Below are 24,316 nucleotides of genomic sequence, written 5' to 3'. Positions count from 1 at the left end.
GCGGACCATGAGTCGATTCTGGAGTGCGGGCGTGGCGGAACTCACGCCCTATGTGCCCGGTGAGCAGCCGCAGATGCAGCGGCTCATCAAGCTGAACACCAACGAAAATCCATACGGTCCGTCGCCGCGCGTGCTCGCGGCGATTCGCGAAGCGCTCGGCGAGCGCGCCGACGCGCTCAAGTTGTATCCCGATCCGGATGCGCGCCGCTTCAAGCAGGCGATCGCGCAGCGTTTCGGACTGGACGTGGCCAACGTGCATGTGGGCAACGGTTCCGACGAAGTGCTCGCCAACGTCTTTCAGGGCCTGCTCAGGCACGACAAGCCGATCCTGTTTCCCGACATCACCTATAGCTTTTATCCCGTGTATTGTGGGCTGTACGGCGTGGCGTTCGAGACCGTGCCGCTCACGGCGTCGTTCGAAATCGATATCGACGATTATCTGAGGCCGAACGGCGGCATCATCTTTCCGAACCCGAATGCGCCGACGGGGCGTGCGCTGGCCTCGGGCGAGATCGAGCGCCTGCTGGCCGGCAGTCCTGACGCTGTCGTGGTGATCGACGAGGCCTACATCGACTTCGGCGGCGAGAGCGCGGCGGCGCTGATCGCGAAATACCCGAATCTGCTCGTGGTGCAGACGCTGTCGAAGTCGCGCTCGTTGGCGGGCTTGCGCCTGGGCTTCGCCATCGGGCATCCCGATCTGATCGAAGCGCTCGAACGCGTGAAGAACAGTTTCAACTCGTATCCGCTCGATCGTCTCGCGCAAGCGGCCGGGGTGGCGGCCATCGAGGACGAAACATATTTCGACGAGACGCGCCAGGCCGTGATCGCGAGCCGCGAGGCGTTGACCGGGCGCCTGAGCGCATTGGGCTTCGAAGTGTTGCCGTCGAAGGCGAACTTCGTGTTCGCGCGCCATGCGTCGCACGACGCGGCCACGCTTGCCGCCGCGTTGCGCGAGCGCTCGATCATCGTGCGCCACTTCAGGCATGCGCGCGTGGCGCAGTTCCTTCGCATCACGGTGGGGACCGAGCCGGAGTGCCAGGCCCTGACGCAGGCGCTTGGCGAAATCTTGGGCGCCTGAGCGCTGCGGCCGGGCGTTCGGGAAAACCGGTGTGAGCCGTCGCACCGGTTTTTTCACGCCCGTGGGACGCCTTCGCCCGCCGGCACCATGGCGCTGTCGAGCGACGCGAGCCGTGCCGCCCGCGACGAGGCGATGATCGCCAACTGCGCCGCGAACCCCACGGCCATACCGAACAGACACGCGCGGGCGCCGAGCGACGCGGCCAGCGAGGCGCCGACCAACGCCCCCAGCGGCCGCGCCCCGAACGTCGCTGTCATCGTCGCGGCCGACACGCGTGCGATCAGCCTGCCGGGCGTCACGACCTGACGCAGCGACGTCGTCGAGATCGTCCAGACGATCGGCCCGAAGCCGAACAGAAAGAACGTGCCGAAGACGATCACATGGGCGCTCGCACCGCCCCGGAGCCACCACGTGCTCGCCACCATGAACGCGGCCAGGCATGCACACAAGGGACCGAGCAGAATCTGCCTGCCGAACGTGAGGCGCGCCGCGATTCGCGCGTATCCGAATGCGCCGCACACCATCCCGAGACCGTACACGCCGAGCGCGGCGCCCACCGTCGGTGCGGTGAACGCGAGCGAGTGAATCGCGTAGTAGGCGAACACGGCGAGCAGCAGATACCACGAAGTATTGAAGACGAGGGCCGTCATGACGATCGGGCGCAGATAGTCGTTTGCCGCGACGAAGCGCACGCCTTCGATCAGTTCCCGGCCGAAATGGCGGCGCGAGGCCGGGCGGGGCGCTTCGAGGGGCAGGCGCGACAGCCAATACGCGCTGGCGAGCGAGAGCACGAGCGCGCCCGCAAAGGCCGGCGTGCCGGCGGCCCAGCCGGCGAGCAGGCCGCCGAGCGCCGGGCCGGCGGTAAATGCGACGCTGCGTGCGATTTCCAGCTTCCGGTTCGCCGCGAGCAGATCGCCGGGGACGACCAGCGAGCCGACCAGCGAGGGCGCTGCCGCGCCAAAGACGACCGTGCCCGTCGCCATCGCGAAGCCGAGCACCGCCAGCGCGGTGAGGGTCAGCGTGCCGCTGCGCAACAATGCAAAAAGCAGCAGCAATGCCAGCGCGCGAAGCAGTTCGGTTGCCATCATCAGCGGTTTGCGGCGATAGCGATCGGCGAGCACCCCCGCGGGCAGCGACAGCACAAGAAAGGGCAGCGCGGCCGCGCCCTGGAGCGAGGCGGTCTGTCCGGCCGATGCGCCCAGGGCAACCACCGCGACGATCGGGATGACGGCGAGCGTCATCTGCTCGCTCAACTGCGCGGCGAGGTTTGCGCGCGAAAGATCGGCCACCAGGGTCGCCGTGGGAGGCGCGTCGCGCCCGGCGGGCGGCGAGGCAGCGCCGGTGTGTGAGGTGGCCGGACGCTCGTCCAACGCATTGCGTGAAGTACCGTTTGCCATCGAGTCTGCTCCGTGCGGCAGGGTTGCCTGCGGAGCAGTCTAGGCGGCGCGCTTAGCGAAAACGCTCCGTTTCTTGCGATGGAATCGATGGCGCCGACCGTGCCGGCGAGGTCGCGAAAAGCGTGCGGGGTGCGAGGGAAGACGGCGAGGGCGACGGTGCGTAGGCTCGGCCGTTGATGCGCCGAACCGTCGGCACGAAGGCGTCGCTCAGAACGTCGTGGGCCGGACTGTAATAGGTCGTGTCGATGTCGAGCAGGCCCAGCATGGTGTGCTCGAGCCGATCCGTCTGATACGGGCGGGCTTCGAGCGCGGCGCGCGTGCGGGCGTCCACGCCGGTGCGCGTCCATACGATCATCGGAATCTCATAGCCGGAGGCGTCCGCGACTGACTGGCCCGTGTGATTGCGCGTGTGCCCGACTTCCTGTGCATGATCGGAACTGAAGAGCAGGCTGGCGCCAGAGGCGCCGCCGGCCTTCGCCGACGCGGCCATCGTCTTGCGGATGAGGCTCGCCACGACGAAGTCATTGTAAGCCACGGCGTTGTCGTACTCGTTGCGCAGACGTCGCACCCACAGCGAGCGTCCCTGCGCCTTGAGGCCGGTCATCACGGCATCGTCGCCGCTGTCGAAGCGCGCGTATTCCTCGGGGTAGCGCATGTTGTAGGTCGGGTGCGCACCGAGCAGATGCACGACGATCAGCTTGCGGGGCGCGTCGTCGGCGAGCGCCGCGTCGAATTCGGGCAGCAGGTTGCCGTCGACATTGTTCTCGCCGCGCCCGAAGCCCTTGTTGATGAATACGCGCTTGTCGGCGCGACCGGCCACGAGCCCGAGCCAGCCGTCGTTGGGCACCTGATTCGAGATCCAGTAAGTGCGATAACCCGCTTCCCTGGCAAGCATCACGAGATCGGGTTGACGGGTCCACGCTTCGGGATCGTCGAGGCTCGCCGGCGTGAGCATCTTCATGAGCGAGGCCATCGTGGCCGGCTCCGACGACACTACGTCGCGAAACACGATCAGATGCTCGCGCAGTGAATCGAGCATTGGGGTGGTGTTGCGCGCATAGCCGTAGAGCGACATGTTGTTGCGATTCAGGCTCTCGCCGATCACCCAGACGACGGTGTGGTTGGCCGGCCCGCGATAGCGCACCTGCCAGGCGTCTCGTCGGGTCATGTTGGCTTCCAGCTCGCGTTGGAGCTTGTCGGCGTGCGCGAGCTGCGCCTTGTAGTCGAGATAGCGGATCGGCCAGTAGAGCAGGGGGTTTTCCTTGGCCATCGTCGGATTGAGGTGCAGCGCGAGGAAGCCGGCGAGCAGCGTGGCGACGGCAATCTTGCCGCCGCGCCGCATCGGCGTCGGCCGCCGGGCGGCTTCCGCGCGCGATAGACGGCGCTCGAGCGCGGCGACGCTCGCCATGATCGCGGCGAAGGCGGCGCTCGCTTCGAAGACGTCGCGCCAGTGATGCATAAAGAACTCGCCCGCCTCCGACGGATTGGTGTTGAACACCGCCTGGAGCACTAGCAGGTGATTCGGCCGCATGCCGAAATAATCGCGCAGAAAGCCCTTCGTCGCCGCATCGAGAAAGAAGATGGCGAGCACGCCAAGCGCCGTCGCGCTCAGCCACGCGCGGGGCGCGCGCAGCCACAGGCACAGGCCTGCAAGCCCAGGCAGCGCCGTCATCATGAGTGCTGCGCTCTTGCCGAACTCGTTGATGCTCAGCATGCCGAGCGCCCAGAACGTGGCCAGGCCGGCGAGGCCGAGAGACAATCGGTAAGACAGTGATTTCAAAATCGTTTCCCCCCAAGTGCCGTGTTGCTGCGCTCACGCGCGTTGGCCGATGCATTGGCGCGGTTGCCGGGGCGCCGTGCAGCGTCGCCGCATTCGACCATGGATCGTGCGATTGGTGTCCGCGGGGGGAAATTCATGAGACGAACGGCAGTCGCTTTTGCGCGATGCCACCGCCCGGGGCCTGGCGGATTCAGCGAACCTGGCGAACGTGGCGGACTTGGCAGACCTAGTGCAGCCGCGCGCCGTTGGGCACCGGGCGTTCCACGCCCGCGAGCACGATGGCGCCCTGCGCGTCCGCAAAGCCGGTCACGAGCACTTCCGAGGCGATGCCGGCAATGCGCTTCGGCGCGAAGTTGCACACGCACAGCACCTGGCGACCGACGAGCGAATCGGGCGTGTAGTGCACGGTGATTTGCGCGCTCGACGTCTTCATGCCCAGCTCGCCCAGATCGACTTCCAGCACGTAGGCCGGTTTTTTCGCTTTCTCGTTGACTCGCGCGGCGACGATGGTCCCCACGCGCAATTCGACTTTCTCGAAGTCCTGCCATTCGATGGTCTCGGCCATGCTCGCTCCCTTCTTCGCTCCCTTCCTCGTTCCGTTCCCGTTCCGTTCCCCGTTCCGTTCCTGAATCGATGGATATCGGTGGATGATGAAGCGCACAGACTAGCGTCCCGGCGCCGCCTGCGGCTTGTGAAATTCGGCAGCCGGCTGCCCGCTGCGCTGCTCGCGCCGCCACGCGGCGGGCGTCTGGCCGAAATGCCGCCGAAACGCGTGGGTAAGGGCGCTCTGATCGTTGAAGCCGACGTCGAGCGCGATGTCGGCCAGCGCAGCGTCGGTGCTTGCGAGCCGCTGCGCGGCGCGCGCCAGGCGCAGGCGCATCAGGTGGCGATGCGGCGTCTCGCCGGTCATCGCGACGAAGCACTCGTGGAAGTGCCGCACGCTCATGCCTGCTTCGCGCGCGAGCGTGGCGGTGTCGGCGGGCGCAGCCAGATCGGCACGCAGCCGGGCGTCGACGCGTGCGAGATCGAGCCGCACGGTGCGCTGCGCGTGGCGGGCGGGCGCGAGCCGGGCCATGAGGGCGTCGAGCCATTCGCGCACGACGGGGTCGGTCTCGCTGAGCGGCCGGCCCGCGTCCACGCCGGCCGCGATACGGCGCGCGAGCGCCAGCAGCGACGCATCGAGCGAAAAGAACGCCTCGCATGCAAACGCGCGTGCGGCGCCGGTGAGCGCGGCGAGCCGCACTGGTACATCGAGCACCACCTGACGGTTGGGCCCGTCGCCGCGGTAGTCGTGGCGCATGCCGGCCGGGATCACCACGCCGTTGCGCGCGCCCACGCGGCCGTATCGCGCGGCGTCGCCATCGAGCGAGATCGCCATGCGTCCGGACAGCCCGATCACGACTTGGTGAAAGTCGTGGGTGTCGCTGTTCTCGGTCGGACAGTACTCGCGCAGTTCGAGGATCGGGGCGGACATGGCCAGGGAAAAATCGGACGAAGCACCACGCCGGGGAATAAGGCGCGAACGGTGCATGACTACAGGTTATGAAAAAACGCGCAAAGCAATCCCGGATTCATTGGTTCGAACGCGCGGACCGCCTCGCTAAACTGGTTCATCAGTGGCCGGCGGACCCCGGCCCGCACCGGGTGCCGGGCGCGCGTCGCGTCGTGTGCACGTATGCGGTGTGCTTCGAATCCACAGGGCCGGCGCGCGACGCGTGCGTGACACGGCCCGTCTTTGGCAGGGAAGTATGACATACGCCGTCACGATCTCGGGCAGCCCGTCGGGCGCCTCGCGCAGCGCCCGGCTGCTGCGCTTCGTCGAACACGAACTCGCCGCGGCCGGCATTGCCGTGCGGCGCATCGACATCCGCGCACTCGCGCCGGCCGCGCTGCTCTCGGCCGACACGTCCCACGACGATCTGCGTCACGCGCTCGCACAGGTGGCCGGCGCACAGGCGGTGGTCGTGGCCACGCCCGTCTACAAGGCCGCGTACAGCGGCTTGCTCAAGGCCTTTCTCGACGTGCTGCCGCAGGACGGCCTTGCCGACAAGCTCGTCGCGCCGTTTGCCACCGGCGGCAGCCCGGCCCATTTGCTCGCGCTCGACTACGCGCTCAAGCCGGTGCTCTCGGCGCTGGGCGCACAGCACATCCTGCGCGGGGTCTTTGCCGTCGACCAGCAGGTGCCCAAGGAAGACGGCGCGCTGCTCGACAGCACCATTGCCGAGCGCCTGGGCGCGACCGTCGACCAGCTCTCGCGGTGGCTGCACGAGCGCGAGGTGATCCGCCAATGGCCGGCCGCCGCCGCGCGCCCCGGGCTCGCGCGCGCCACGCTGGCTGCCTGATCGCCGGAGCCAGCATGCAAGTCTTCTGGTTCATTCCCACACACGGCGACACGCGCTACCTGGGCACGTCCGAGGGAGGGCGCGTCTTCGACTTCGATTACGCACGCCAGATCGCGAGCGCTGTCGACGCGCTCGGCTACGAAGGCGTGCTACTGCCTACGGGCCGCTCGTGCGAAGACGCCTGGGTGACGGCGTCGAGCCTCATCGGCGCCACGCGGCGTCTCAAGTTCCTCGTGGCGGTGCGCCCGGGCATTGCATCGCCCGCCCTGAGCGCGCGCATGGCCGCGACGTTCGATCGCCTGTCGGGGGGCAGGCTGCTGATCAACGTCGTGACCGGCGGCGATGCGGGCGAGCTCGAAGGCGACGGCTTTTTCGCCGACCACGCCCAGCGCTATGCCGTCACCGACGAGTTCCTGCGCATCTGGCGCGCGCTGTTCGAGAAGTCGCATACCGGCGAGACGGTGGATTTCGAAGGCAGGCATCTGCGTGCGAAGGGCGCGAAGCTGTTCTTCCCGCCGGTGCAGGCGCCGCATCCGCCGCTGTACTTCGGCGGTTCGTCCGACGTTGCGCGCGAGATCGCCGCCGAGCAGCTCGACGTCTATCTGACGTGGGGCGAGCCGCTGGCCGACGTGGCCGAGAAGATCGCCGACGTGCGCGCACGTGCGGCCCGGCGCGGCCGCACGCTGCGTTTCGGGCTGCGGCTGCACGTGATCGTGCGCGAGACGGAAGACCAAGCGTGGCGCGCGGCCGACGCGCTCATCAGCAAGCTCGACGACGACACCATCGCGCGCGTGCAGGCGCAGTTCGCGAAGATGGATTCGGAAGGGCAGCGTCGCATGGCGGCGCTGCACGGCGGACGCCGCGACAAGCTCGTGATCGCGCCGAACCTGTGGGCCGGTGTGGGGCTGGTGCGCGGCGGCGCGGGCACGGCGCTCGTGGGCGACGGGCCGACCGTCGCGCAGCGCCTGCGCGAATACGCCGAGTTGGGCATCGACACGTTCATCCTCTCGGGCTATCCGCATCTCGAAGAAGCGTATCGCTTCGCCGAACTGGTGTTCCCGCATCTGCCGCGCGAGGTGCGTGAGCGGCTCGGCAGCGCGCCGCTCGCCGGCCCCGTCGGCGAGCTGATGGCCAACAACCTCGTGCCGCGCGCTTCGCAAAGCTGAATTCGCGAGACAGAACCGAACGCCGACTGGAAGCGGGCGGCACCGTCGTGTGACGCTCGCCCGCATGGATACGGGCTGCGAGAGCCCGGGGAAAAATGAGCATGACGCAAACGAGCATGACGCAAACGCTTCACTCCGACGCCACTGACACCGCCAACGTCGCCAACGTCGCCAACGCCGCCGACGGCGGCCTTCGGCAGGACCGCAACGGCTCGCCGGCGCGACCCGTAACGGCGGGCGCGGCTGCCGCCGGGCCGCTGCTGCAACGCCTCTGGCGCGCCGGCGCACGGCGGCTCGCACCGTGGATCGTGCCCGTTGCGCTCGTCGCGGCGTGGCAGGCTGCCGCACAGGCGGGCTGGCTTTCCACGCGCGTGCTTCCCGCGCCTTCGGCCGTGGTCGACGCGGCGTGGCAGCTTGCCGTGAGTGGCCAGATCTGGCGCGACATCGGCGTCTCGACGGGGCGTGCGGTGATCGGCTTTCTGATCGGCGGCGGCCTGGGCCTGCTGCTCGGCATGCTCACCGGCTTGTCGCGCGTAGCCGAGACGGCGCTCGATTCTTCGTTCCAGATGCTGCGCAACATCCCGCATCTGGCGCTCATTCCGCTGGTCATTCTCTGGTTCGGCATCGACGAGAAGGCCAAGCTGTTCCTCGTGTCCATCGGCGTGTTCTTCCCCATGTATCTGAATACTTACGCGGGCATTCGCGCCGTCGACCCGGCGTTGGTCGAGATGGCGCGCAGCTATGGTCTGCGCGGCTGGGCGCTGTATCGCGACGTGATCCTGCCCGGCGCGCTGCCGTCGATCCTCGTCGGCGTGCGCTTCTCGCTCGGGTTGATGTGGGTCACGCTGATCGTGGCGGAGACGATCTCGGCGCAGTCGGGCATCGGTTATCTCACGATGAACGCGCGTGAATTCCTGCAGACCGACATCGTGCTCGTGGGCATTTTGCTGTACGCCCTGCTGGGCAAGCTGGCCGACGTGCTGGCCAAGGAACTGGAGTTTCGCTGGTTGCGCTGGCATCCGGCCTTTCAACGAGGAGCTGTCGCATGAGCGCACAACAACTCGCCCCGGTCGCGGGCGTCGACATCGAAGCCGAGTGGACCGCCGAGCAACGTGCCGCCGCCGGCGTGTCGCTCGACCCCCATGCCGATCCGTTCGGCACGCAGTTGCCGCTCGGTGTCAATGCAAGCGCGCGAGCCGCGCATGCCGCGTCGCGCACTGCGGCGGGCCACGCGCACGCGAGTGCGACCAACCTGAAGGTCGTGCATTCGACGGCAGGCCCGGCGGCTTCGGGCCTGCGGATCGAGGCGATCAGCAAGCGCTATGGCGCACGCCCGGTGCTCTCGGACTTCTCGCTGTCCATTCCGCGCGGAGGGTTTGCTGCCATCGTGGGGCGCAGCGGTTGCGGCAAATCCACGCTGCTGCGGCTCATCGCCGGGCTGGAGACGCCAGACGCCGGCCACATCGCGCTCGACGGCCACACGCTCGCGGGCGAGACCGATGGGGGGGCGGCGGGCGTAACGAGCGTAACGGGCGTGACGGGCGTGACGGGAGTGACGGGCCCAGGTGGTGTAACGGGCGCCGCCGGCGTGGCCAGTGCAGCCAATGTCGCCACGCGCATCATGTTTCAGGACGCTCGGCTGCTGCCGTGGCGCACGGTGCTGCAGAACGTGGCGCTCGGTCTGCCGAAGTCCGCGCACGCAAGGGCGCTCGACGTGCTGCGCGAAGTCGGTCTGGCCGAACGTGCGCATGACTGGCCGAGCCAGCTCTCGGGCGGTCAGCGCCAGCGCGTGGCGCTCGCGCGCGCGCTCGTTCATCAGCCCGACCTGCTCCTGCTCGACGAGCCGCTCGGCGCGCTCGATGCGCTCACTCGCATCGAGATGCACGCGCTCATCGAGCGTCTCTGGCGTGCGCACGGCTTCACGGCGCTGCTCGTCACGCACGACGTGCAGGAAGCCGTGGCGCTTGCCGATCGCGTGGTGCTGATCGAACACGGCCGGTTGGGGCTGGACCAGGCGGTGTCGCTCGCGCGTCCGCGCGCTCGCGGCAGCGCCGAATTCGCCGGGCTCGAGGCGCAGGTGCTCGCACGCGTGCTGCAAGCCGAGCCGCCCAACGCGCCGCAGGCCGCCGCGCCGGCGCCGACCTGGCCCGCCGCCACCGTGCGCTGGGCGGTCTGACACGCTCGCGCTACGCCGCTTGCCGATTTTTTCGTTCACACTTTACGTACATTGGAGTTCACCATGGGTATCACCGCCATCAACGTTCGCAACCAGTTCAAGGGCCGAATCCGCGAAATCCTGCGCGGCCCGGTGCTCTCCGAAGTCGACGTCGAGACGCCGAGCGGCATCGTCACGTCGGTCATCACCACGCGCTCGATCGACGAGTTGCGTCTGGACGTGGGCTCCGAAGTCGTGGCGCTCGTCAAGGCCACCGAGGTCTCGCTGGCCAAGCTCTGAGCGGCCACGCGAGCCGCCAGCGGGATTCATCGTGCGCATGCGGGTAAGGCGCCCGATGGCTCCCCAGGAAATTCCGAGCCCGGCTCGGACTGTGCCGCGAATGCACGCACTCGGCTGATATAATGACGGCTTCCGAATGTTGGCGACCCGCCTGCGCGAGACCCTCCGCCGCGGGCGTTTTTGTTTGTTGCCAACGCGATGCACCGAAGCCAAATCATGACCACTGTCCGCACCCGCTTTGCGCCTAGCCCGACCGGATTCATCCACCTGGGCAACATCCGTTCCGCTCTTTATCCGTGGGCCTTCGCGCGTCACAACGCCGGCGCGTTCGTGTTGCGCATCGAGGACACCGATCTCGAGCGCTCCACGCCGGAAGCGGTGCAAGTCATTCTCGAAGGCATGCAATGGCTCGGGCTCGACTACGATGAAGGGCCGTTCTATCAGATGCAGCGCATGGATCGCTATCGCGAAGTGCTGCAGCAGTTGAAGGACGCCGGCCATGTGTATCCGTGCTACATGAGCATGGAAGCGCTCGACGAACTGCGCGAGCAGCAGCGCGCGCGCGGCGAGAAGCCGCGCTACGACGGCCGCTGGCGCCCGGAGCCGGGCAAGGTGCTGCCCGAGCCGCCGCCCGGCGTGCAACCGGTGCTGCGCTTCAGGAACCCGCTCACGGGCAGCGTCGTGTGGGACGACGCCGTGAAGGGCCGCATCGAAATCTCGAACGAAGAGCTCGACGATCTCGTGATCGCACGCCCGGACGGCACGCCGACGTACAACTTCTGCGTCGTGGTCGACGACATCGACATGGATATCACGCATGTGATTCGCGGCGACGATCACGTGAACAACACGCCGCGCCAAATCAACATCTTCCGCGCGCTGGGCAAGGAGCCGCCGGTCTACGCGCACCTGCCCACGGTGCTCAACGATCAGGGCGAGAAGATGTCCAAGCGCAACGGCGCGATGAGCGTTGTGCAGTATCGCGAGGAAGGTTTCCTGCCGGAGGCCGTGCTCAACTATCTGGCGCGTCTGGGCTGGGCGCACGGCGACGCCGAAGTGTTCTCGCGCGAGCAGTTCGTCGCGTGGTTCGATCTGGAGCATCTGGGCAAGTCGCCCGCGCAGCACAACCCGGAAAAGCTGCTGTGGCTCAACAGCCAGTACCTGAAGCAGGCAGACAACGATCGTCTGGCCGGCCTGGCCGAGCCATTCCTGCAGAAGGCGGGCGTGTCGATCGAGGGCGGGCCCGCGCTCGCCGGCGTGGTCGCGTTGTTCAAGGATCGCGCGAACACGGTCAAGGACATTGCGCAAAGCGCGCAGATGTTCTATCGCAAGCCGGCGCCGTCGGACGCGGACCTGGCGCAGCACATGACGGACGCCGCGCGCGCGGCCGTGAAGGATCTGGCCGCGGCGCTCGCCGCCTTGCCCGAGTGGAAGAAGGAGGCGATCTCGGCGGCGTTCAAGGCCACGCTCGCGCAGCACGGTATGAAGATGCCGCAACTCGCGATGCCGGTGCGCCTGCTCGTGGTGGGCACCACGCACACGCCGTCGATCGACGCGGTGCTCGAGCTGCTCGGTCGCGAGACGGTGCTCGCGCGCCTGGGCGCCTGAAACGCTGACGCAGGAACGCAAGGGCAGGCGGCGCCTGCCGGACGCGCCGTGGAAAAGAAAAAAAGGGCTGCCAGGGGCAGCCCTTTTTCGTGCTTTCGTGCTTGTCGGGGGGGGGGGCGCGGGCTTACGACTGCGCGTTGTCTTCCGTCGCGCTCGCGCCGGTCTTCGACTTGGCGGCCGGACGTCCGGCGCACGAATAGCCCTCGAGCAGCTTGACCATCTGCGCATAGATCTTCGGGTTGCCCGCGAGAATCTCGCCTTCGAACAGGAAGTTCGAGTCGCCGGTGTAGTTGCCCACCAGACCGCCCGCTTCCGTGATCAGCAGGCTGCCCGCGGCCATGTCCCACGGATTGAGGCCCTGCTCGAAGAAACCGTCCATGCGGCCGGCGGCGACGTTCGCCAGATCGAGCGCGGCGGCGCCCGGACGGCGGATGCCGGCGCAGTGTTCGGTCATCGTGCCGAACATCTTGAGGTAGTTTTCCACGCCTTGCAGGTCTCGGAACGGGAAGCCCGTGCCGATCAGGCCGTCGGCCAGACGGTCGCGGCGCGAGACGCGGATGCGCTTGCCGTCGAGGTAGGCGCCGCGGCCGCGCGAGGCCGTGAAGAGTTCGTTGCGGGTGGGATCGTAGACCACCGCTTGCTGGACCACGCCCTTGTGCGCCAGCGCGATCGAGGTGCAGTAGTAGGGCAGGCCGTGAATGAAATTCGTGGTGCCGTCGAGCGGATCGATGATCCACTGATATTCCGAATCCGAGTTGCCGTGCGCCTCGCCCGATTCTTCGGCAAGGACGGCGTGGTCGGGATAGGCCTGGAGAAGGGTGTCGATGATCGCTTGCTCTGCCGCCTTGTCCACTTCCGTCACGAAGTCGTTGTGCTGCTTCTTGCTGACCTTGATGACGTCAACGTCGAGGGAAGCCCGGCTGATGATGCCACCGGCACGGCGCGCGGCCTTCACCGCGATATTGAGCATGGGATGCTGCATGACAGATTCCTGTTAAGGCCATCGCCGCGCAACAGGCGACCCCTGTGGGCCGGACGGCAGGCATGGCGGACAAAGCGAACGAATTGGGCAAGAGCGATGTCCCGGCAAGCGCCGCGCGCGTGGCGACTCGTTTGCGAGGACGAAAACGCGTATTTTAGCAAAAAGGCGTGCGGTCCGCTTTGCCGTTTTTGCGCTCTGACCCTTTTACTGCGGCAGCCGTCGGTCCCGTGCGCTCCACCGCGCCCGTCGGCGGGGCATCTCGAGAAGGTGCGGCGGTGCCCCCAGGCCCGGGGGGCGCGTGGTCGATGCGCCCGATCCTGGCCCCCCGACCCGGCACGTCGTGCCCCGCACGCGAAGCGATTCAGGCAAAATAGCGGCGTTTGCACGGACCCGCCCGCGCCGCTCGGACGCCGATCAGCCGCCGGCCGCCGTCGGTTCGTGCCGATGGGCGCCGCTCGGTGCCGATTAGTGCCGCTTGATACCGATTAGTGCCGCTTGGTGCCGATTAGTGTCGCTTAGTGTCAATTAACGCCAGTCAGCGCCCGGTCAACGTGTTCAAGGCGCTGCCGCACGGGGCTGCTCCGCAAGCGCCCGCCCACGTCATGCTGCCCCGGCGTCATTGCCGTCACCGTCGTTCTATGTCTCAGTCCATTGCTTCTGCCAGTCCCTTCGATTCCTCCGGCGCCGTCGATCCCACCGCCGCGCCGCCGTTGTTCGATCGCGTGCGCTTCGTGCTCAACGAGACGAGCCATCCCGGCAATGTCGGCTCCGCCGCGCGCGCAATCAAGACGATGGGCTTTGGCCGTCTCGTGCTGGCCGCGCCGCGGGGTGGCGCCGAAGTCCTGCGCGAAACGCAGGCCGTGGCGCTCGCGAGTGGCGCGGACGACGTGCTGGCGAGCGCGCTCGTCGTGCCGGACCTGGACACGGCGCTGCACGGCGTGAGCTGGGCCGTCGCGCTCTCGGCGCGCTCGCGCGAGTACGGACCGCCGAACGCCGAGCCGCGCGAGAGCGCCGCGCTGGCCGTGCAACATGCGGCGCAGGGCGAGGCGGTGGCCTTCGTGTTCGGCAGTGAGCGCACGGGGCTGTCGAACGCCGATGTCGAGCGCTGCAACGCACTCGTTCACATTCCCGCCAATCCGCGCTACAGCTCGCTCAATCTTTCCCAGGCGGTACAACTAATCGCGTATGAAGCGCGCCTGGCATGCCTCGCGCACGAGCGGCGCGACTCGTCGGGCGGGAGCGGGCAGGCGAGCGCGGCAGCATCGACGGCAGCGCCGGTGGCGCCCGGCGCGGGCGCGCACGATTCGCTCGCGACGCGCGACGACGTCGAGGGCATGCTCGCGCATCTGGAGCGCGCGCTCGTCGAGCTCGATTTTCTCGATCCGGACAATCCCAGGAAGCTCATGACGCGCCTGCGCCGGCTTTTCGCGAAGAGCCATCTGGAGCGCGAGGAGGTCAACATCCTGCGCGGCATCGCCAAGCACATCCTCGAGCGCAAGATCCGGCGTTGAGCACGCGGCCGACGTGACGAGCGACGATGGCCGCGCTGCGGCCATTTTCGTCGAAAGGGGGGCGTCTGCACACATTGGCAAAACCCCATACAATCTTCAGTCACAAGCTTATCGGTCTCTCGCGGATATGAATCGTTTGCGCCAGCGTTGCGCCGCCTCGCTGCCTTATCACGTGCACTGTTAGCCCTGTGCCGACACGCGTGGTCCTGCCGTTTGCGCCAGGTGCCACCGCCCCAGGTCATGCCCCGCCGCACCGCCCGCGCGCCGTGCCGGCCGGCGGCTCTCCGGTTACGCCGCGACGATCCTGCCCCGAGGCGGCAGGACGCGCACCACAGGATCGACTTCAGGCTCATGTTTACCCGTCTTCGCGAAGATATCGCCGCCATCCGGCAAAAGGACCCCGCCGCCCGCAGCAACTGGGAGGTGCTGACCTGCTATCCGGGTTTGCACGCCGTCATGCTCCATCGCGTGGCCAACGGTTGCTGGCGCGCGGGCTTCAAGTGGCTCGGCCGCTACATCTCGCAGTACGCGCGCTTTCTCACCGGCATCGAGATTCACCCGGGGGCAACGCTCGGCCGCCGCGTTTTCATCGATCACGGCATGGGCGTGGTCATCGGCGAGACGGCCGTGGTCGGTGACGATTGCACGATCTATCAGGGCGTCACGCTCGGGGGCACGTCGCTCACGCGCGGCGCGAAGCGCCACCCGACGCTCGAGGCCGGCGTGATCGTCGGCGCCGGCGCGAAGGTGCTCGGCGGCTTCACCGTGGGCGAAGGGGCGAAGATCGGTTCGAACGCCGTGGTGGTCAAGGAAGTGCCGGCCGGCGGGACGGCCGTGGGCAATCCCGCGCGCATCATTCGTCCGCGCAGCGCCGAGGCGCCGCGGACCGACGCACAGGCCGCACCAGCCGCGGGCGCGCCGGGCGGCAATGGACGCAAGGCGGAATTCTCGGCATACGGCATCACGCCGAACGCGGACGATCCCGTCTCGCTCGCCATTCACGGCTTGATCGAGAACGCGACCGATCAGGCGCACAAGATCGACGTGATGGTCGCCGCGCTCAACCAGCTTGGTGCGCACCTGGAGGCGCTGGGCGCGAGCCGGATCGATACGGCCGAGCTGCGCAAGCTCGGCAAGGAGATCCAGGAAATGTGAAGCGCATCGCGCGCGGCACGGTCAAAGCGAAGCGGCCCGCCGTCATGACGGGTCGCTTCGCTTGGTTTCATTTCGCACTTTCGTACTTTCGTACTTTCGTGCGGACGGCTTACCCGTCGGCGGTGTCGGTGTCGGTGTCGGTGTCAGTCGCGTCGGCGGCCGGCAGGCCCGACGTGCTGGGCGCCAGATCGACGGCGCGCAGGCCGCGAGCGTCCCATTGCAGGTAGCCGCCGCGAGGCGGCGTCACGTCGAACTCCCAGTCGGGCAGCACCCAGCGCACGCGACGCCCGTCGGCATGGCGCGCCGGACGATGCGTGTGGCCATGCACGAGCGTGCGCTCGCCTGCGGCGTCGAGCAAGGCGTGGATGGCGTGCTGATTGGCGTCGGCATACGCCATCCGGTGAGCGCCCCGGGCGGCGCTGCGTCGGCGGATGCGATCGGCGAGCACCATGCGCGCCCGTAGCGGCAGCGCGAGGAAAAACGCCTTGCCCAGCGGCGAGTGCGCCACGCGGCGAAAACGCTGATAACCCACGTCGTCGGTGCACAACTGGTCGCCGTGGCTGAGCACGAGCGCCTGGCCGAGAAACGAGAACACGCACGGATCGTCGAGCATCACCGCGCCGGCAGCGCGTGCGAAGCGCTCGCCGAGCAGAAAGTCGCGGTTGCCCCGCATGACGGCGATCGGCACTCCGCTGGCCGCGAGCTCGGCCAGCGCGGCGGTCATGCGCCGCGCGAACGCGCCAAGCGGCTCGGTCGTGGTGGCGGAGGCGGAAGTGGTCGAGGCGGCGGGCGCGTCGCGGCCCGAGACGGGCATGTCGGCGCCGAGCATGTCGTCGCCCACCCAGTATTCGAACAGGTCGCCGAGGATGAAAAGGATGGACGCTTCGCGCGCGGGACCGCGCAGGAAGTCTTCGAACACTTGCACCGTGCGCGGCAGAGCGGGCGAGAGGTGAAGGTCGGAAATGAAAAGCGCGGGCCCGTCGCCCCGTGGTGTCACGGGGCATTGCGGGCACCGCGCAGTCGATACCGGCATCGATTGTCGCAGTGAGCGGGCAGGGTGCTTACGCGACGATGACGGCCTTCTCGATCACGACGTCCTCGACCGGCACATCCTGATGAAAGCCCTTCGAACCGGTCTTCACGCCCTTGATCGCATCGACGACTTCCTGGCCTTCGACGACCTTGCCGAACACGGCGTAGCCCCAGCCTTGCGGCGTGGGGGAGCTGTGGTTCAGGAAGTCGTTGTCGGCCACGTTGATGAAGAACTGGGCGGTGGCCGAATGCGGATCGTTCGTGCGGGCCATGGCCAGCGTGTACTTGCTGTTCTTCAGGCCGTTGTTGGCTTCGTTGTCGATCGGCGCCTGCGTGCTCTTTTGCTTCATGCCCGGCTCGAAACCGCCGCCCTGGATCATGAAGCCGTTGATGACGCGGTGAAACACCGTGTTGTCGTAGAAGCCGGCTTTCACGTAGTTCAGGAAGTTCTCGACCGTCTTCGGGGCCTTGGCTTCGTCGAGCTCGATACGGATGATGCCGTGATTGGTGTGCAGTTCAACCATGATGCTTTCCTTCTGATGAAATGGTCCCGGCAGGCCGGAGGAGTTCAGCGTTTGACGACGCTGGCCGATTCAATGACGACCGGCGTTGCCGGCACGTTCTGATACACACCCTTGCTGGTCGTGGCGACACCCTTGATTTTCTCGACGGTGTCCATGCCGGCCACCACCTTGCCGAAGACGGCATAGCCGTAGCCGTCCGGGTTGGGGTAGTCCAAGCCCGCATTATCCTTCACATTGATGAAGAATTGCGCGGTGGCGGAATTCGGGTCCGACCTGCGTGCCATGGCGATGGTGCCGGCCGCATTCTTCAGGCCGTTTTGCGACTCGAGCGGAATCGGCGCGCGCGTGGGTTTCTCGGACATCTCGGGCGTGAAGCCGCCGCCCTGGATCATGAAGCCGTTGATCACGCGGTGAAAGATCGTGCCGTTGTAGAAGCCCGAGTTCACGTATTGCAGGAAGTTCTCGACCGTCTTCGGCGCCGCCTTGGGGTTGAGCTCGACCACGAAGCTGCCGGCCGACGTCTTGAACTGCACCCGCGGTTGCGCCTGCTGCGTGGCGGCGCCCGCTGCGCTCGGGGGCGAGTCCGCGAAGGCGCTCACGCTCGCGCCGGCCAACGCTGCAGCGGCGAGCGCGCCGGTGAGCAGCGTGCGACGCAGGCGATTCGGAAAGGACATGCGTTTGTCTCCGTAATGAATGAAGGAGGAAGGAACGACGAATGAAGGGCGAACGGGCGATGAACGAGGGCGCCGGTTCGAGAGGCCGCGAAAGGTCTAGTTGCCCGACTTGCCGACGTTGCGCAGCGCCGCGTCGTCGCCGGCCTTGGGCGCGGAGGGCGCCTGGCTGACCGGGGCGGCGCGCTGCGGCGCGAGCATGTTCGAGAGGATCTTCTCGCGGTTCGACACGCGTGCCGTGGGCGCGAGCTTGAGCGACTTCTGATAAGCCTGCTGCGCGAGTTTCGCGTAGACGTCGCCCAGGTTCGAATACGCCACGGCGAAGCCCGGATTGTTGCGGATCGCGCTCTCGAGCGCGGCGCGCGCCTTGTCGTATTCGCCGGCCTGAGCGTAGAGCGCGGCCAGGTTGTTGTAGGGCTCGGGCAGTTCGGGGAAGTCCTGCGTGAGCGCGGTAAAGGCGTCGATCGCCTCGGCGTTGCGGCCCATCTCCATCAACACGCGTCCTCGTGTGAAGCGCACCTGCGCGTCGCGCGGATACTGCTTGAGGTGTTCGTCGATCTTCGCGAGCGCTTCGCCGAAGTTGCCCTTGTCGACCAGTTTGTTGATGGCCGACTCGCTTGCCTGCTGCGGCGTTTGCAGCGGTGCGGGCGGCGGCGGATCGATGATCGCCTGCGCGCCGGCCGGCAGGGCGAACAGCGCGCCTGCGAGGCCGAGCGTCGCGCCGACGAGCGCGAGCGAGCGCGCGCGGCGTGCGGCTGCGGCAGGTGAGCGGCGTCGGGAGAGAAGGCGCGTTGCGGGGTGCGAAAGTGACCGGCTGGGTTGCGTCATAGTGGGTGCTTGGGATACCTGAGAGGTGCGCAAGAGATGCTATACTCGGCCGCATTCTAACAAAACACCTGCGCCCGACCCGCGCCATTTGTCCTGCTGGCGGCGGATGCGGTTCGCAGGTTCGTTTTTTCTACCGCACGGCGCGCAGCCCGCCTCGCGATGTCGCGTTCGCTCGCACGGTTTCGATCGTGCGCCGGCGTCGACGACATCGTCGCAGCGTCCGGCGCTGCTGCCGCCCGCTGCGACGATGGTCAAGCGCTTATCTATGGATTCACTCCGCGTCTACAACTCGCTCGCGCGAGACAAACAGCCGTTCGTACCCCTCGTTCCCGGCGAAGTTCGCATGTATGTCTGCGGGATGACGGTGTACGACTACTGTCACATCGGTCATGCGCGCGTGATGGTGGTGTTCGACATGGTGCAGCGCTGGCTGCGCACGCTCGGCTATCGCGTGACCTACGTGCGCAACATCACGGACATCGACGACAAGATCATCAAGCGCGCCGTGGAAAACGGCGAGACGATGCGCGAGCTCACCACGCGCTTCATCGCGGCCATGCACGAAGACGCCGATGCGCTCGGCGTGCAGCGTCCCGATCACGAGCCACGCGCGACCGAGTTCATTGGCCAGATGGTCGACATGATCGGCATGCTGCAGCGCAACGGCTATGCCTATCAGGCCGAAGACGGCGACGTGAACTACGCCGTGCGCAAGTTCGCCAATTATGGTCAGCTCTCGGGCAAGTCCATCGAAGACCTGCGCGCGGGCGAGCGCGTGGCGGCCAATACGGCCAAGCAGGACCCGCTCGACTTCGTGTTGTGGAAGCGCGCCAAGGACGCCGAGCCGGAAGAGTCGAAGTGGGCCTCGCCGTGGGGGCGGGGCCGTCCTGGCTGGCATATCGAGTGCTCGGCCATGAGCTGCGAGCTGCTCGGCAACCATTTCGACATTCACGGCGGCGGCGCCGATCTTCAGTTCCCGCACCACGAGAACGAGATCGCGCAGAGCGAGGGGGCGACGGGCGAGACCTTCGTGAATTACTGGATGCACAACGGCTTCGTGCGCGTGGACAACGAGAAGATGTCCAAGTCGCTCGGCAACTTCTTCACGATTCGCGAGGTGCTGGCGAAGTTCGACGCCGAGGTCGTGCGCTTTTTCATCCTGCGTGCGCAATATCGCAGCCCGCTCAATTACAGCGACGCGCACCTGGAAGATGCCCGCGGCGGTCTGACGCGTCTGTACACGGCGCTCAAGGACGTGCAGGGCGACGGCGCCCCGCTCGACTGGAACGAGCCGTTCGCGCAGCGTTTCGCGGCGGCCATGAACGACGACTTCAACACTGCGGTGGCCATCTCGGTGCTGTTCGAACTCGCCGGCGAAATCAACAAGCAGCGCGATCGCGCGCTCGTGCGTCAGCTGCAGGGGCTTGCGGGCACGCTCGGGCTGCTTGGCCGCGATCCGCAGACGTTCCTGCAGGGAGCGGCCGGCGGCGAGGCGGCGGGCGACGGCGATGCGCTGCGCGCGTCCGTCGAGGCGCGCATCGAGGCGCGGGCACGGGCCAAGCGCGAGCGCAACTTTGGGGAGGCCGATCGCATCCGTGCCGAATTGCTGGCCGAGGGCATCGTGCTGGAAGATCGTCCCGGAGGCGCCACCGAATGGCGTCGTGCGTGAGCGCGACGCATCGAGGCAAAAACTCATGGTGACTCGTAAATCCGTGGCCGCGAAGGTGGCGACCAAGACCGCGTCGACCCAGCGCGCGACGAAGACGACCAAGCCGGCAGCGCCGCTCGACGGCGCTCGCCGCGCACCGGTCTCCAAGCGCTCCGGAACCGGCATCGCGGTCGCGGCGGGCAAGACTTCCACGCGCGTTGTGGAGGAAGCGCCGGCAACGAAGACCGCCAAGGCAACCAAAGCGACCAAAGCGAGGGCGGGGGCGGGAGCGGCGGCTGCGGCAGGCCCGGCGCGCAAGCGTGCGCAGCCGGCGAGTCCGAAGGAAGCGACGCCGCGCACTGCCGGCAAGGTCGCGCCCCGGGCGAGCGGGAAGCCGGGTGTGCTGCCGGGCGCCAAGGTCGCACGCAAGGTGACGTCGAAACCGGGAGTGCCGGCCGCTTCCGGTACGGCCTCCACGCGCCGCGTCATCGCCAAGCGCGACGGCGAGACGCGCATCGTCACGCCCGCCATCGAGCGCATCGAAGGCGAGATCGTCGAGGCGAAGGTCGCCGGCGTGGTGCCGTTGCCGGTCGCCCCAGGGGCGACGCGTCCCGCGTTCTGGGATCAGGCGTGCGCCGATCTGATGAAGCGCGACCGCATTCTCAAGAAGCTCATTCCGCAGTTCGGCCCGGCGCATCTGACCGGTCGCGGCGAGCCGTTCGTCACGCTCGCGCGCTCGATCGTCGGCCAGCAGATTTCCGTCAAGGCGGCGCAGGCCGTGTGGGATCGGGTCGTGGCGATCTGCCCACGGCTCACGCCGGCGCAGTTCATCAAGGCCGGGCACGACGCGCTTGCCGGCTGCGGCCTGTCGCGGCGCAAGGCCGAGTACATTCTCGATCTGGCGACGCACTTCAAGTCGGGCGCGTTGCACGTGGACGCCTGGGCGAGCATGGACGACGAGGCCGTGATCGCCGAGTTGACCGGCATTCGCGGCATCGGCCGCTGGACGGCCGAAATGTTCCTGATGTTCAACCTGCTGCGCCCGGACGTCCTGCCGCTCGACGACGTCGGGCTCATCAACGCGATCAGCGTCAACTACTTCAGCGGAGAGCCCGTCACTCGCAGCGAAGCGCGTGAAGTGGCCGCCAACTGGGAGCCGTGGCGCTCCGTTGCCACCTGGTATATGTGGCGCAGTCTCGAGCCGGTGCCGGTTCAATACTGATTGTTCAGCGAAGGACGTATAATCCGCGTCCATTCCGTCTCATTGATTCATTATTCGCGTCTATTGCGGGTCATGTGGCGATGAAAGTTGCCTATCTCGACCGGCCGGGCGTTGCCGGCGGTACAATACGCTGCCGCATTTCCGGGGAAACCTGATGAAGAACACCTTTTTGGATTTTGAACAGCCGATCGCCGAACTCGAAGCGAAGATTGAAGAACTGCGCTTCGTGCAGGACGATTCAGCCGTCGACATTTCCGAAGAGATCGAGCGCCTCTCAAAGAAGAGCCAGCAGCTCACCAAGGACATCTACACCAACCTGTCGCCCTGGCAGGTTTCGCAAATCTCGCGTCATCCGCAGCGTCCCTACACGCTCGACTATGTGCGCGACATCTTCACCGACTTTCACGAACTGCATGGCGACCGCACGTTTGCGGACGATCACGCCATCGTGGGCGGCATGGCGCGTTTCAACGGCCAGGCCTGCATGGTGATCGGCCATCAGAAGGGGCGCGACACCAAGGAGCGTGCGCTGCGCAATTTCGGCATGCCGCGTCCCGAGGGCTATCGCAAGGCCATGCGTCTGATGAAGCTCGCCGAGAAGTTCGGGCTGCCGATTTTCACGTTCGTCGATACGCCGGGTGCGTATCCGGGCATCGACGCGGAAGAGCGCGGCCAGTCCGAGGCCATCGGTCACAACCTGTACGTGATGGCAGAGTTGAAGACGCCGCTGATCACTACGATCATCGGCGAGGGCGGTTCGGGCGGCGCGCTGGCCGTGGCCGTGGCCGACACGGTCATGATGCTGCAGTTCTCGACCTATTCCGTGATTTCGCCGGAAGGCTGCGCGTCCATTCTGTGGAAGAGCGCGGCCAAGGCGCCCGAAGCGGCCGAAGCGCTGGGTCTCACGGCGCATCGCCTGAAGGCGCTGGGGCTGATCGACAAGATCGTCAACGAGCCGCTCGGCGGCGCGCATCGCGATCCGCTCGGCATGGCCGGCATGCTCAAGCGTGCGCTGGCCGATTCGCTGCGTCAGTTCCAGGGCATGAGCCACAAGGAACTGCTCGAGCGCCGTTTCGAGCGTCTGATGAGCTATGGCAAATTCAAGGAAGCCGGCGCGAAGTAAAGCGCCAGGCGGTGCGTCGTCGCCCGTCGTGGCGATGACGCCGGCGCCGACGCCGCATCAAGAATCATCCGCTGCCGCGTTCGCATCTGCCCGATGCGACGCGGCAGTGGCACATATGGACGTCGCTTTGCGCCTCGCGCTTTCGGCGCACGTCGTCTGCCCTGCGTCTTGCCCGTCGCCCAACGCTACCTCTGCTGGCCCTGCCACCCCTGCCGCGCCCGCTCACGTCCCGCGCCTTGCGCTCGCGTTGAGCGGCGGCCTCGACTCGATGGTGCTGCTCGATGCGCTCGCGCATTGGGTGCAGGCGCGCCGCGCGGCCGGCGAGATCGTGGCCCAACCGTTGGCAATTCACGTTCACCATGGGTTGTCCGAGCATGCCGACGAGTGGGCGACCGTGTGCGCACGAGAGGCGAAACTGCGTGGTTTCGCATTCGTGCTCAAGCATGTCACGGTGCCGCGCAACGCGAAGCAGGGCATCGAAGGCGCGGCGCGCGCGGCCCGATACGAAGCACTGGCCGAGGGTTGCGAGGCGTATGGCGCCACGTGGCTGCTCACGGCGCATCATGCCAACGACCAGGCCGAGACCGTGCTGTTGCAGATGTTGCGCGGCGCGGGATTGCCGGGGGTGGCGGCAATGTCCGCGCATGGCGCGCTGCCCGTGGTCGGACGCAGCGCACGCACTGTGCGACTGCTGCGTCCGCTGCTCGATGTGTCGCGCGAGGCGATGCGCGCGTATGCGAAGGCGCGTTCGCTCGCGTGGGTCGAGGATCCCTCCAATGACGATCGCCAGCACTTGCGCAATGCGTTGCGCCACGACGTGATGCCGGCGATCGCCGCGCATGTGCCGGCGTATCGCGAGACGCTGGCACGATTCGCGCGGCATGCGGCGCAGGCGCAATCGCTGCTCGATCAACTGGCCCAGCTCGATTTCGAGCGTGCTGCCGTGGTCGCGGCGGGCGAGCCGAACGAGGCGGGGCGCGCGGCGTTGCAGCGAAGCGCCGTGCAGGCGCTCGACGCCGGGCGGCTGGCCAACCTGTTGCGGTATTGGGTGGCGCGCGAAGGATTGGCGATGCCGCCGCAGGCGCGGCTCGACGAGTGGGTGCGTCAGATTCGCGACGCGCAGCCCGACGCGTCGCTCACTCTGCCGCATGGCGATGCGGTGTTGCGGCTGTACCGGGACGTGCTGCAGTGGACGCCCGTGTATGACTATGCGCGTGCCGACGGCGTGGAGGACGACGTGGTGCTGCACTGGACGGGGCAGCGCGAGTGGCGTTTGCCACAATGGCAGGGAAGCGTGGTGTTCGCCCCGGCGCCGGCGGGCGAAGCGTGCGAGGCGTCGATCGACGAGGCCGCGTTGCGCGCGAAGCCGTTGGTCGCCCGGGCGCGTGTGGGGGGCGAGCGTTGGCGCGAGCACGCGGCGGGCCATTCACGTTCGCTCAAGCATTGGTTTCAGCATCGGGGCGTGGCCGCCTGGCTGCGGCATGTGCCCGTCGTGTGGCAGGGTGACGAAATCGTCTTCGTGCCGCGCTTGGGCATCGACGGCGTGGCGCAGGAAAAGGCGGGCGGCGGGGCGCGATGGACGATGACGTGGCGGGACGAAGCGTGAATGGGTGCGACTTGGGGGGGGGGCGCCATGCGCACATAACACGCCGTCCACACGGAGAAAAACAGCAGAATCTGCTGCCGGATGCCGCCGGCGATACCGCACACAGTGCAATCTGCGCCAAACCGCCTCCATCGCGATACATTCGTGCGATAATCAAAAGTTCCGCGAATCGAAACGTCACCGGCCCC

22 protein-coding genes are annotated in these 24,316 nt (G+C 67.3%); 13 read left to right on the top strand and 9 right to left on the bottom strand.

Annotation, left to right across the window (positions count from 1 at the left end):
* The first annotated feature begins 7 nt into the window (after positions 1-7).
* Complete coding sequence (hisC, locus tag CDN36_RS02610) at positions 8-1,078, top strand: histidinol-phosphate transaminase (RefSeq protein ID WP_150555100.1); 1,071 nt, start codon at positions 8-10, stop codon at positions 1,076-1,078.
* Positions 1,079-1,131: 53 nt separating this feature from the next.
* On the opposite strand, the gene CDN36_RS02605 is transcribed toward hisC, so the two are convergent.
* The 4 genes from CDN36_RS02605 to CDN36_RS02590 form a co-directional block, all read right to left on the bottom strand.
* A complete protein-coding gene (locus CDN36_RS02605) occupies positions 1,132-2,475 on the bottom strand; it encodes an MFS transporter (protein ID WP_287495926.1) in 1,344 nt (447 codons plus the stop codon).
* 52 nt (positions 2,476-2,527) lie between these two features.
* Complete coding sequence (locus CDN36_RS02600) at positions 2,528-4,255, bottom strand: phosphoethanolamine transferase (protein ID WP_287495925.1); 1,728 nt, start codon at positions 4,253-4,255, stop codon at positions 2,528-2,530.
* A 226-nt stretch (positions 4,256-4,481) separates the two neighbouring features.
* A complete protein-coding gene (locus CDN36_RS02595) occupies positions 4,482-4,820 on the bottom strand; it encodes a tRNA-binding protein (protein WP_287495924.1) in 339 nt (112 codons plus the stop codon).
* Between the two features lie 99 nt (positions 4,821-4,919).
* Positions 4,920-5,729, bottom strand: coding sequence for a helix-turn-helix domain-containing protein (locus CDN36_RS02590; RefSeq protein ID WP_174966327.1), 810 nt, complete (start codon positions 5,727-5,729; stop codon positions 4,920-4,922).
* A 274-nt stretch (positions 5,730-6,003) separates the two neighbouring features.
* Between CDN36_RS02590 and ssuE the strand changes: the two genes are divergently transcribed.
* The 6 genes from ssuE to gltX all read left to right on the top strand — a co-directional run bounded on the left by ssuE (position 6,004) and on the right by gltX (position 11,826).
* The gene (ssuE, locus tag CDN36_RS02585) at positions 6,004-6,597 is read left to right on the top strand and encodes an NADPH-dependent FMN reductase (protein WP_150555104.1); all 594 of its coding nucleotides are present in this window, start codon (positions 6,004-6,006) and stop codon (positions 6,595-6,597) included.
* 14 nt (positions 6,598-6,611) lie between these two features.
* Complete coding sequence (gene ssuD, locus CDN36_RS02580) at positions 6,612-7,763, top strand: FMNH2-dependent alkanesulfonate monooxygenase (RefSeq protein ID WP_150555105.1); 1,152 nt, start codon at positions 6,612-6,614, stop codon at positions 7,761-7,763.
* A gap of 101 nt (positions 7,764-7,864) precedes the next feature.
* Positions 7,865-8,812, top strand: coding sequence for an aliphatic sulfonate ABC transporter permease SsuC (ssuC, locus tag CDN36_RS02575; RefSeq protein WP_287495923.1), 948 nt, complete (start codon positions 7,865-7,867; stop codon positions 8,810-8,812).
* The gene (locus tag CDN36_RS02570; protein WP_287495922.1) at positions 8,809-9,939 is read left to right on the top strand and encodes an ATP-binding cassette domain-containing protein; all 1,131 of its coding nucleotides are present in this window, start codon (positions 8,809-8,811) and stop codon (positions 9,937-9,939) included. Before ssuC ends, CDN36_RS02570 begins: the two co-directional genes overlap by 4 nt.
* Positions 9,940-10,002: 63 nt before the next feature.
* A complete protein-coding gene (locus tag CDN36_RS02565) occupies positions 10,003-10,218 on the top strand; it encodes a TOBE domain-containing protein (RefSeq protein WP_010807342.1) in 216 nt (71 codons plus the stop codon).
* 213 nt (positions 10,219-10,431) lie between these two features.
* Positions 10,432-11,826: a glutamate--tRNA ligase gene (gene gltX, locus CDN36_RS02560; RefSeq protein ID WP_150555157.1), complete on the top strand. Its 1,395-nt coding sequence runs from the start codon at positions 10,432-10,434 to the stop codon at positions 11,824-11,826.
* A 124-nt stretch (positions 11,827-11,950) separates the two neighbouring features.
* Here gltX and CDN36_RS02555 read toward each other — a convergent pair whose 3' ends face one another.
* A complete protein-coding gene (locus CDN36_RS02555; protein ID WP_150555107.1) occupies positions 11,951-12,808 on the bottom strand; it encodes an inositol monophosphatase family protein in 858 nt (285 codons plus the stop codon).
* Between the two features lie 638 nt (positions 12,809-13,446).
* Here CDN36_RS02555 and CDN36_RS02550 point away from each other — a divergent pair.
* Together CDN36_RS02550 and cysE are read left to right on the top strand one after the other, a co-directional pair.
* Positions 13,447-14,319, top strand: coding sequence for an RNA methyltransferase (locus CDN36_RS02550; protein WP_287495921.1), 873 nt, complete (start codon positions 13,447-13,449; stop codon positions 14,317-14,319).
* 351 nt (positions 14,320-14,670) lie between these two features.
* A complete protein-coding gene (gene cysE, locus CDN36_RS02545) occupies positions 14,671-15,474 on the top strand; it encodes a serine O-acetyltransferase (RefSeq protein ID WP_287495920.1) in 804 nt (267 codons plus the stop codon).
* 109 nt (positions 15,475-15,583) lie between these two features.
* On the opposite strand, the gene CDN36_RS02540 is transcribed toward cysE, so the two are convergent.
* The 4 genes from CDN36_RS02540 to CDN36_RS02525 all read right to left on the bottom strand — a co-directional run bounded on the left by CDN36_RS02540 (position 15,584) and on the right by CDN36_RS02525 (position 18,529).
* Complete coding sequence (locus CDN36_RS02540) at positions 15,584-16,507, bottom strand: UDP-2,3-diacylglucosamine diphosphatase (RefSeq protein ID WP_287495919.1); 924 nt, start codon at positions 16,505-16,507, stop codon at positions 15,584-15,586.
* Between the two features lie 28 nt (positions 16,508-16,535).
* The gene (locus CDN36_RS02535; RefSeq protein ID WP_287495918.1) at positions 16,536-17,030 is read right to left on the bottom strand and encodes a peptidylprolyl isomerase; all 495 of its coding nucleotides are present in this window, start codon (positions 17,028-17,030) and stop codon (positions 16,536-16,538) included.
* 44 nt (positions 17,031-17,074) lie between these two features.
* Positions 17,075-17,704: a peptidylprolyl isomerase gene (locus CDN36_RS02530; RefSeq protein ID WP_150555112.1), complete on the bottom strand. Its 630-nt coding sequence runs from the start codon at positions 17,702-17,704 to the stop codon at positions 17,075-17,077.
* Between the two features lie 96 nt (positions 17,705-17,800).
* On the bottom strand, positions 17,801-18,529 hold the full coding sequence (locus CDN36_RS02525) for a tetratricopeptide repeat protein (protein WP_287495917.1): 729 nt from the start codon (positions 18,527-18,529) through the stop codon (positions 17,801-17,803).
* Between the two features lie 265 nt (positions 18,530-18,794).
* Between CDN36_RS02525 and cysS the strand changes: the two genes are divergently transcribed.
* The 4 genes from cysS (at position 18,795) to tilS (ending at position 24,128) form a co-directional block, all read left to right on the top strand.
* A complete protein-coding gene (gene cysS / locus CDN36_RS02520; protein WP_287495916.1) occupies positions 18,795-20,198 on the top strand; it encodes a cysteine--tRNA ligase in 1,404 nt (467 codons plus the stop codon).
* Between the two features lie 163 nt (positions 20,199-20,361).
* Positions 20,362-21,399: a DNA-3-methyladenine glycosylase family protein gene (locus CDN36_RS02515; protein ID WP_502920330.1), complete on the top strand. Its 1,038-nt coding sequence runs from the start codon at positions 20,362-20,364 to the stop codon at positions 21,397-21,399.
* Positions 21,400-21,553: 154 nt separating this feature from the next.
* Positions 21,554-22,522, top strand: a complete 969-nt coding sequence (locus CDN36_RS02510) for an acetyl-CoA carboxylase carboxyltransferase subunit alpha (protein ID WP_206117224.1) — start codon at positions 21,554-21,556, stop codon at positions 22,520-22,522.
* 115 nt (positions 22,523-22,637) lie between these two features.
* Entirely contained in the window at positions 22,638-24,128 is a 1,491-nt protein-coding gene (gene tilS / locus CDN36_RS02505) for a tRNA lysidine(34) synthetase TilS (protein WP_287495914.1), read from the top strand.
* Positions 24,129-24,316 lie beyond the last annotated feature (188 nt).

This window comes from Pandoraea sp. CB10b_02, from assembly GCF_002216225.1.
GTDB classification, from domain to species: domain Bacteria; phylum Pseudomonadota; class Gammaproteobacteria; order Burkholderiales; family Burkholderiaceae; genus Pandoraea; species Pandoraea nosoerga.
This window is presented reverse-complemented; position numbering and strand designations above follow the sequence as displayed.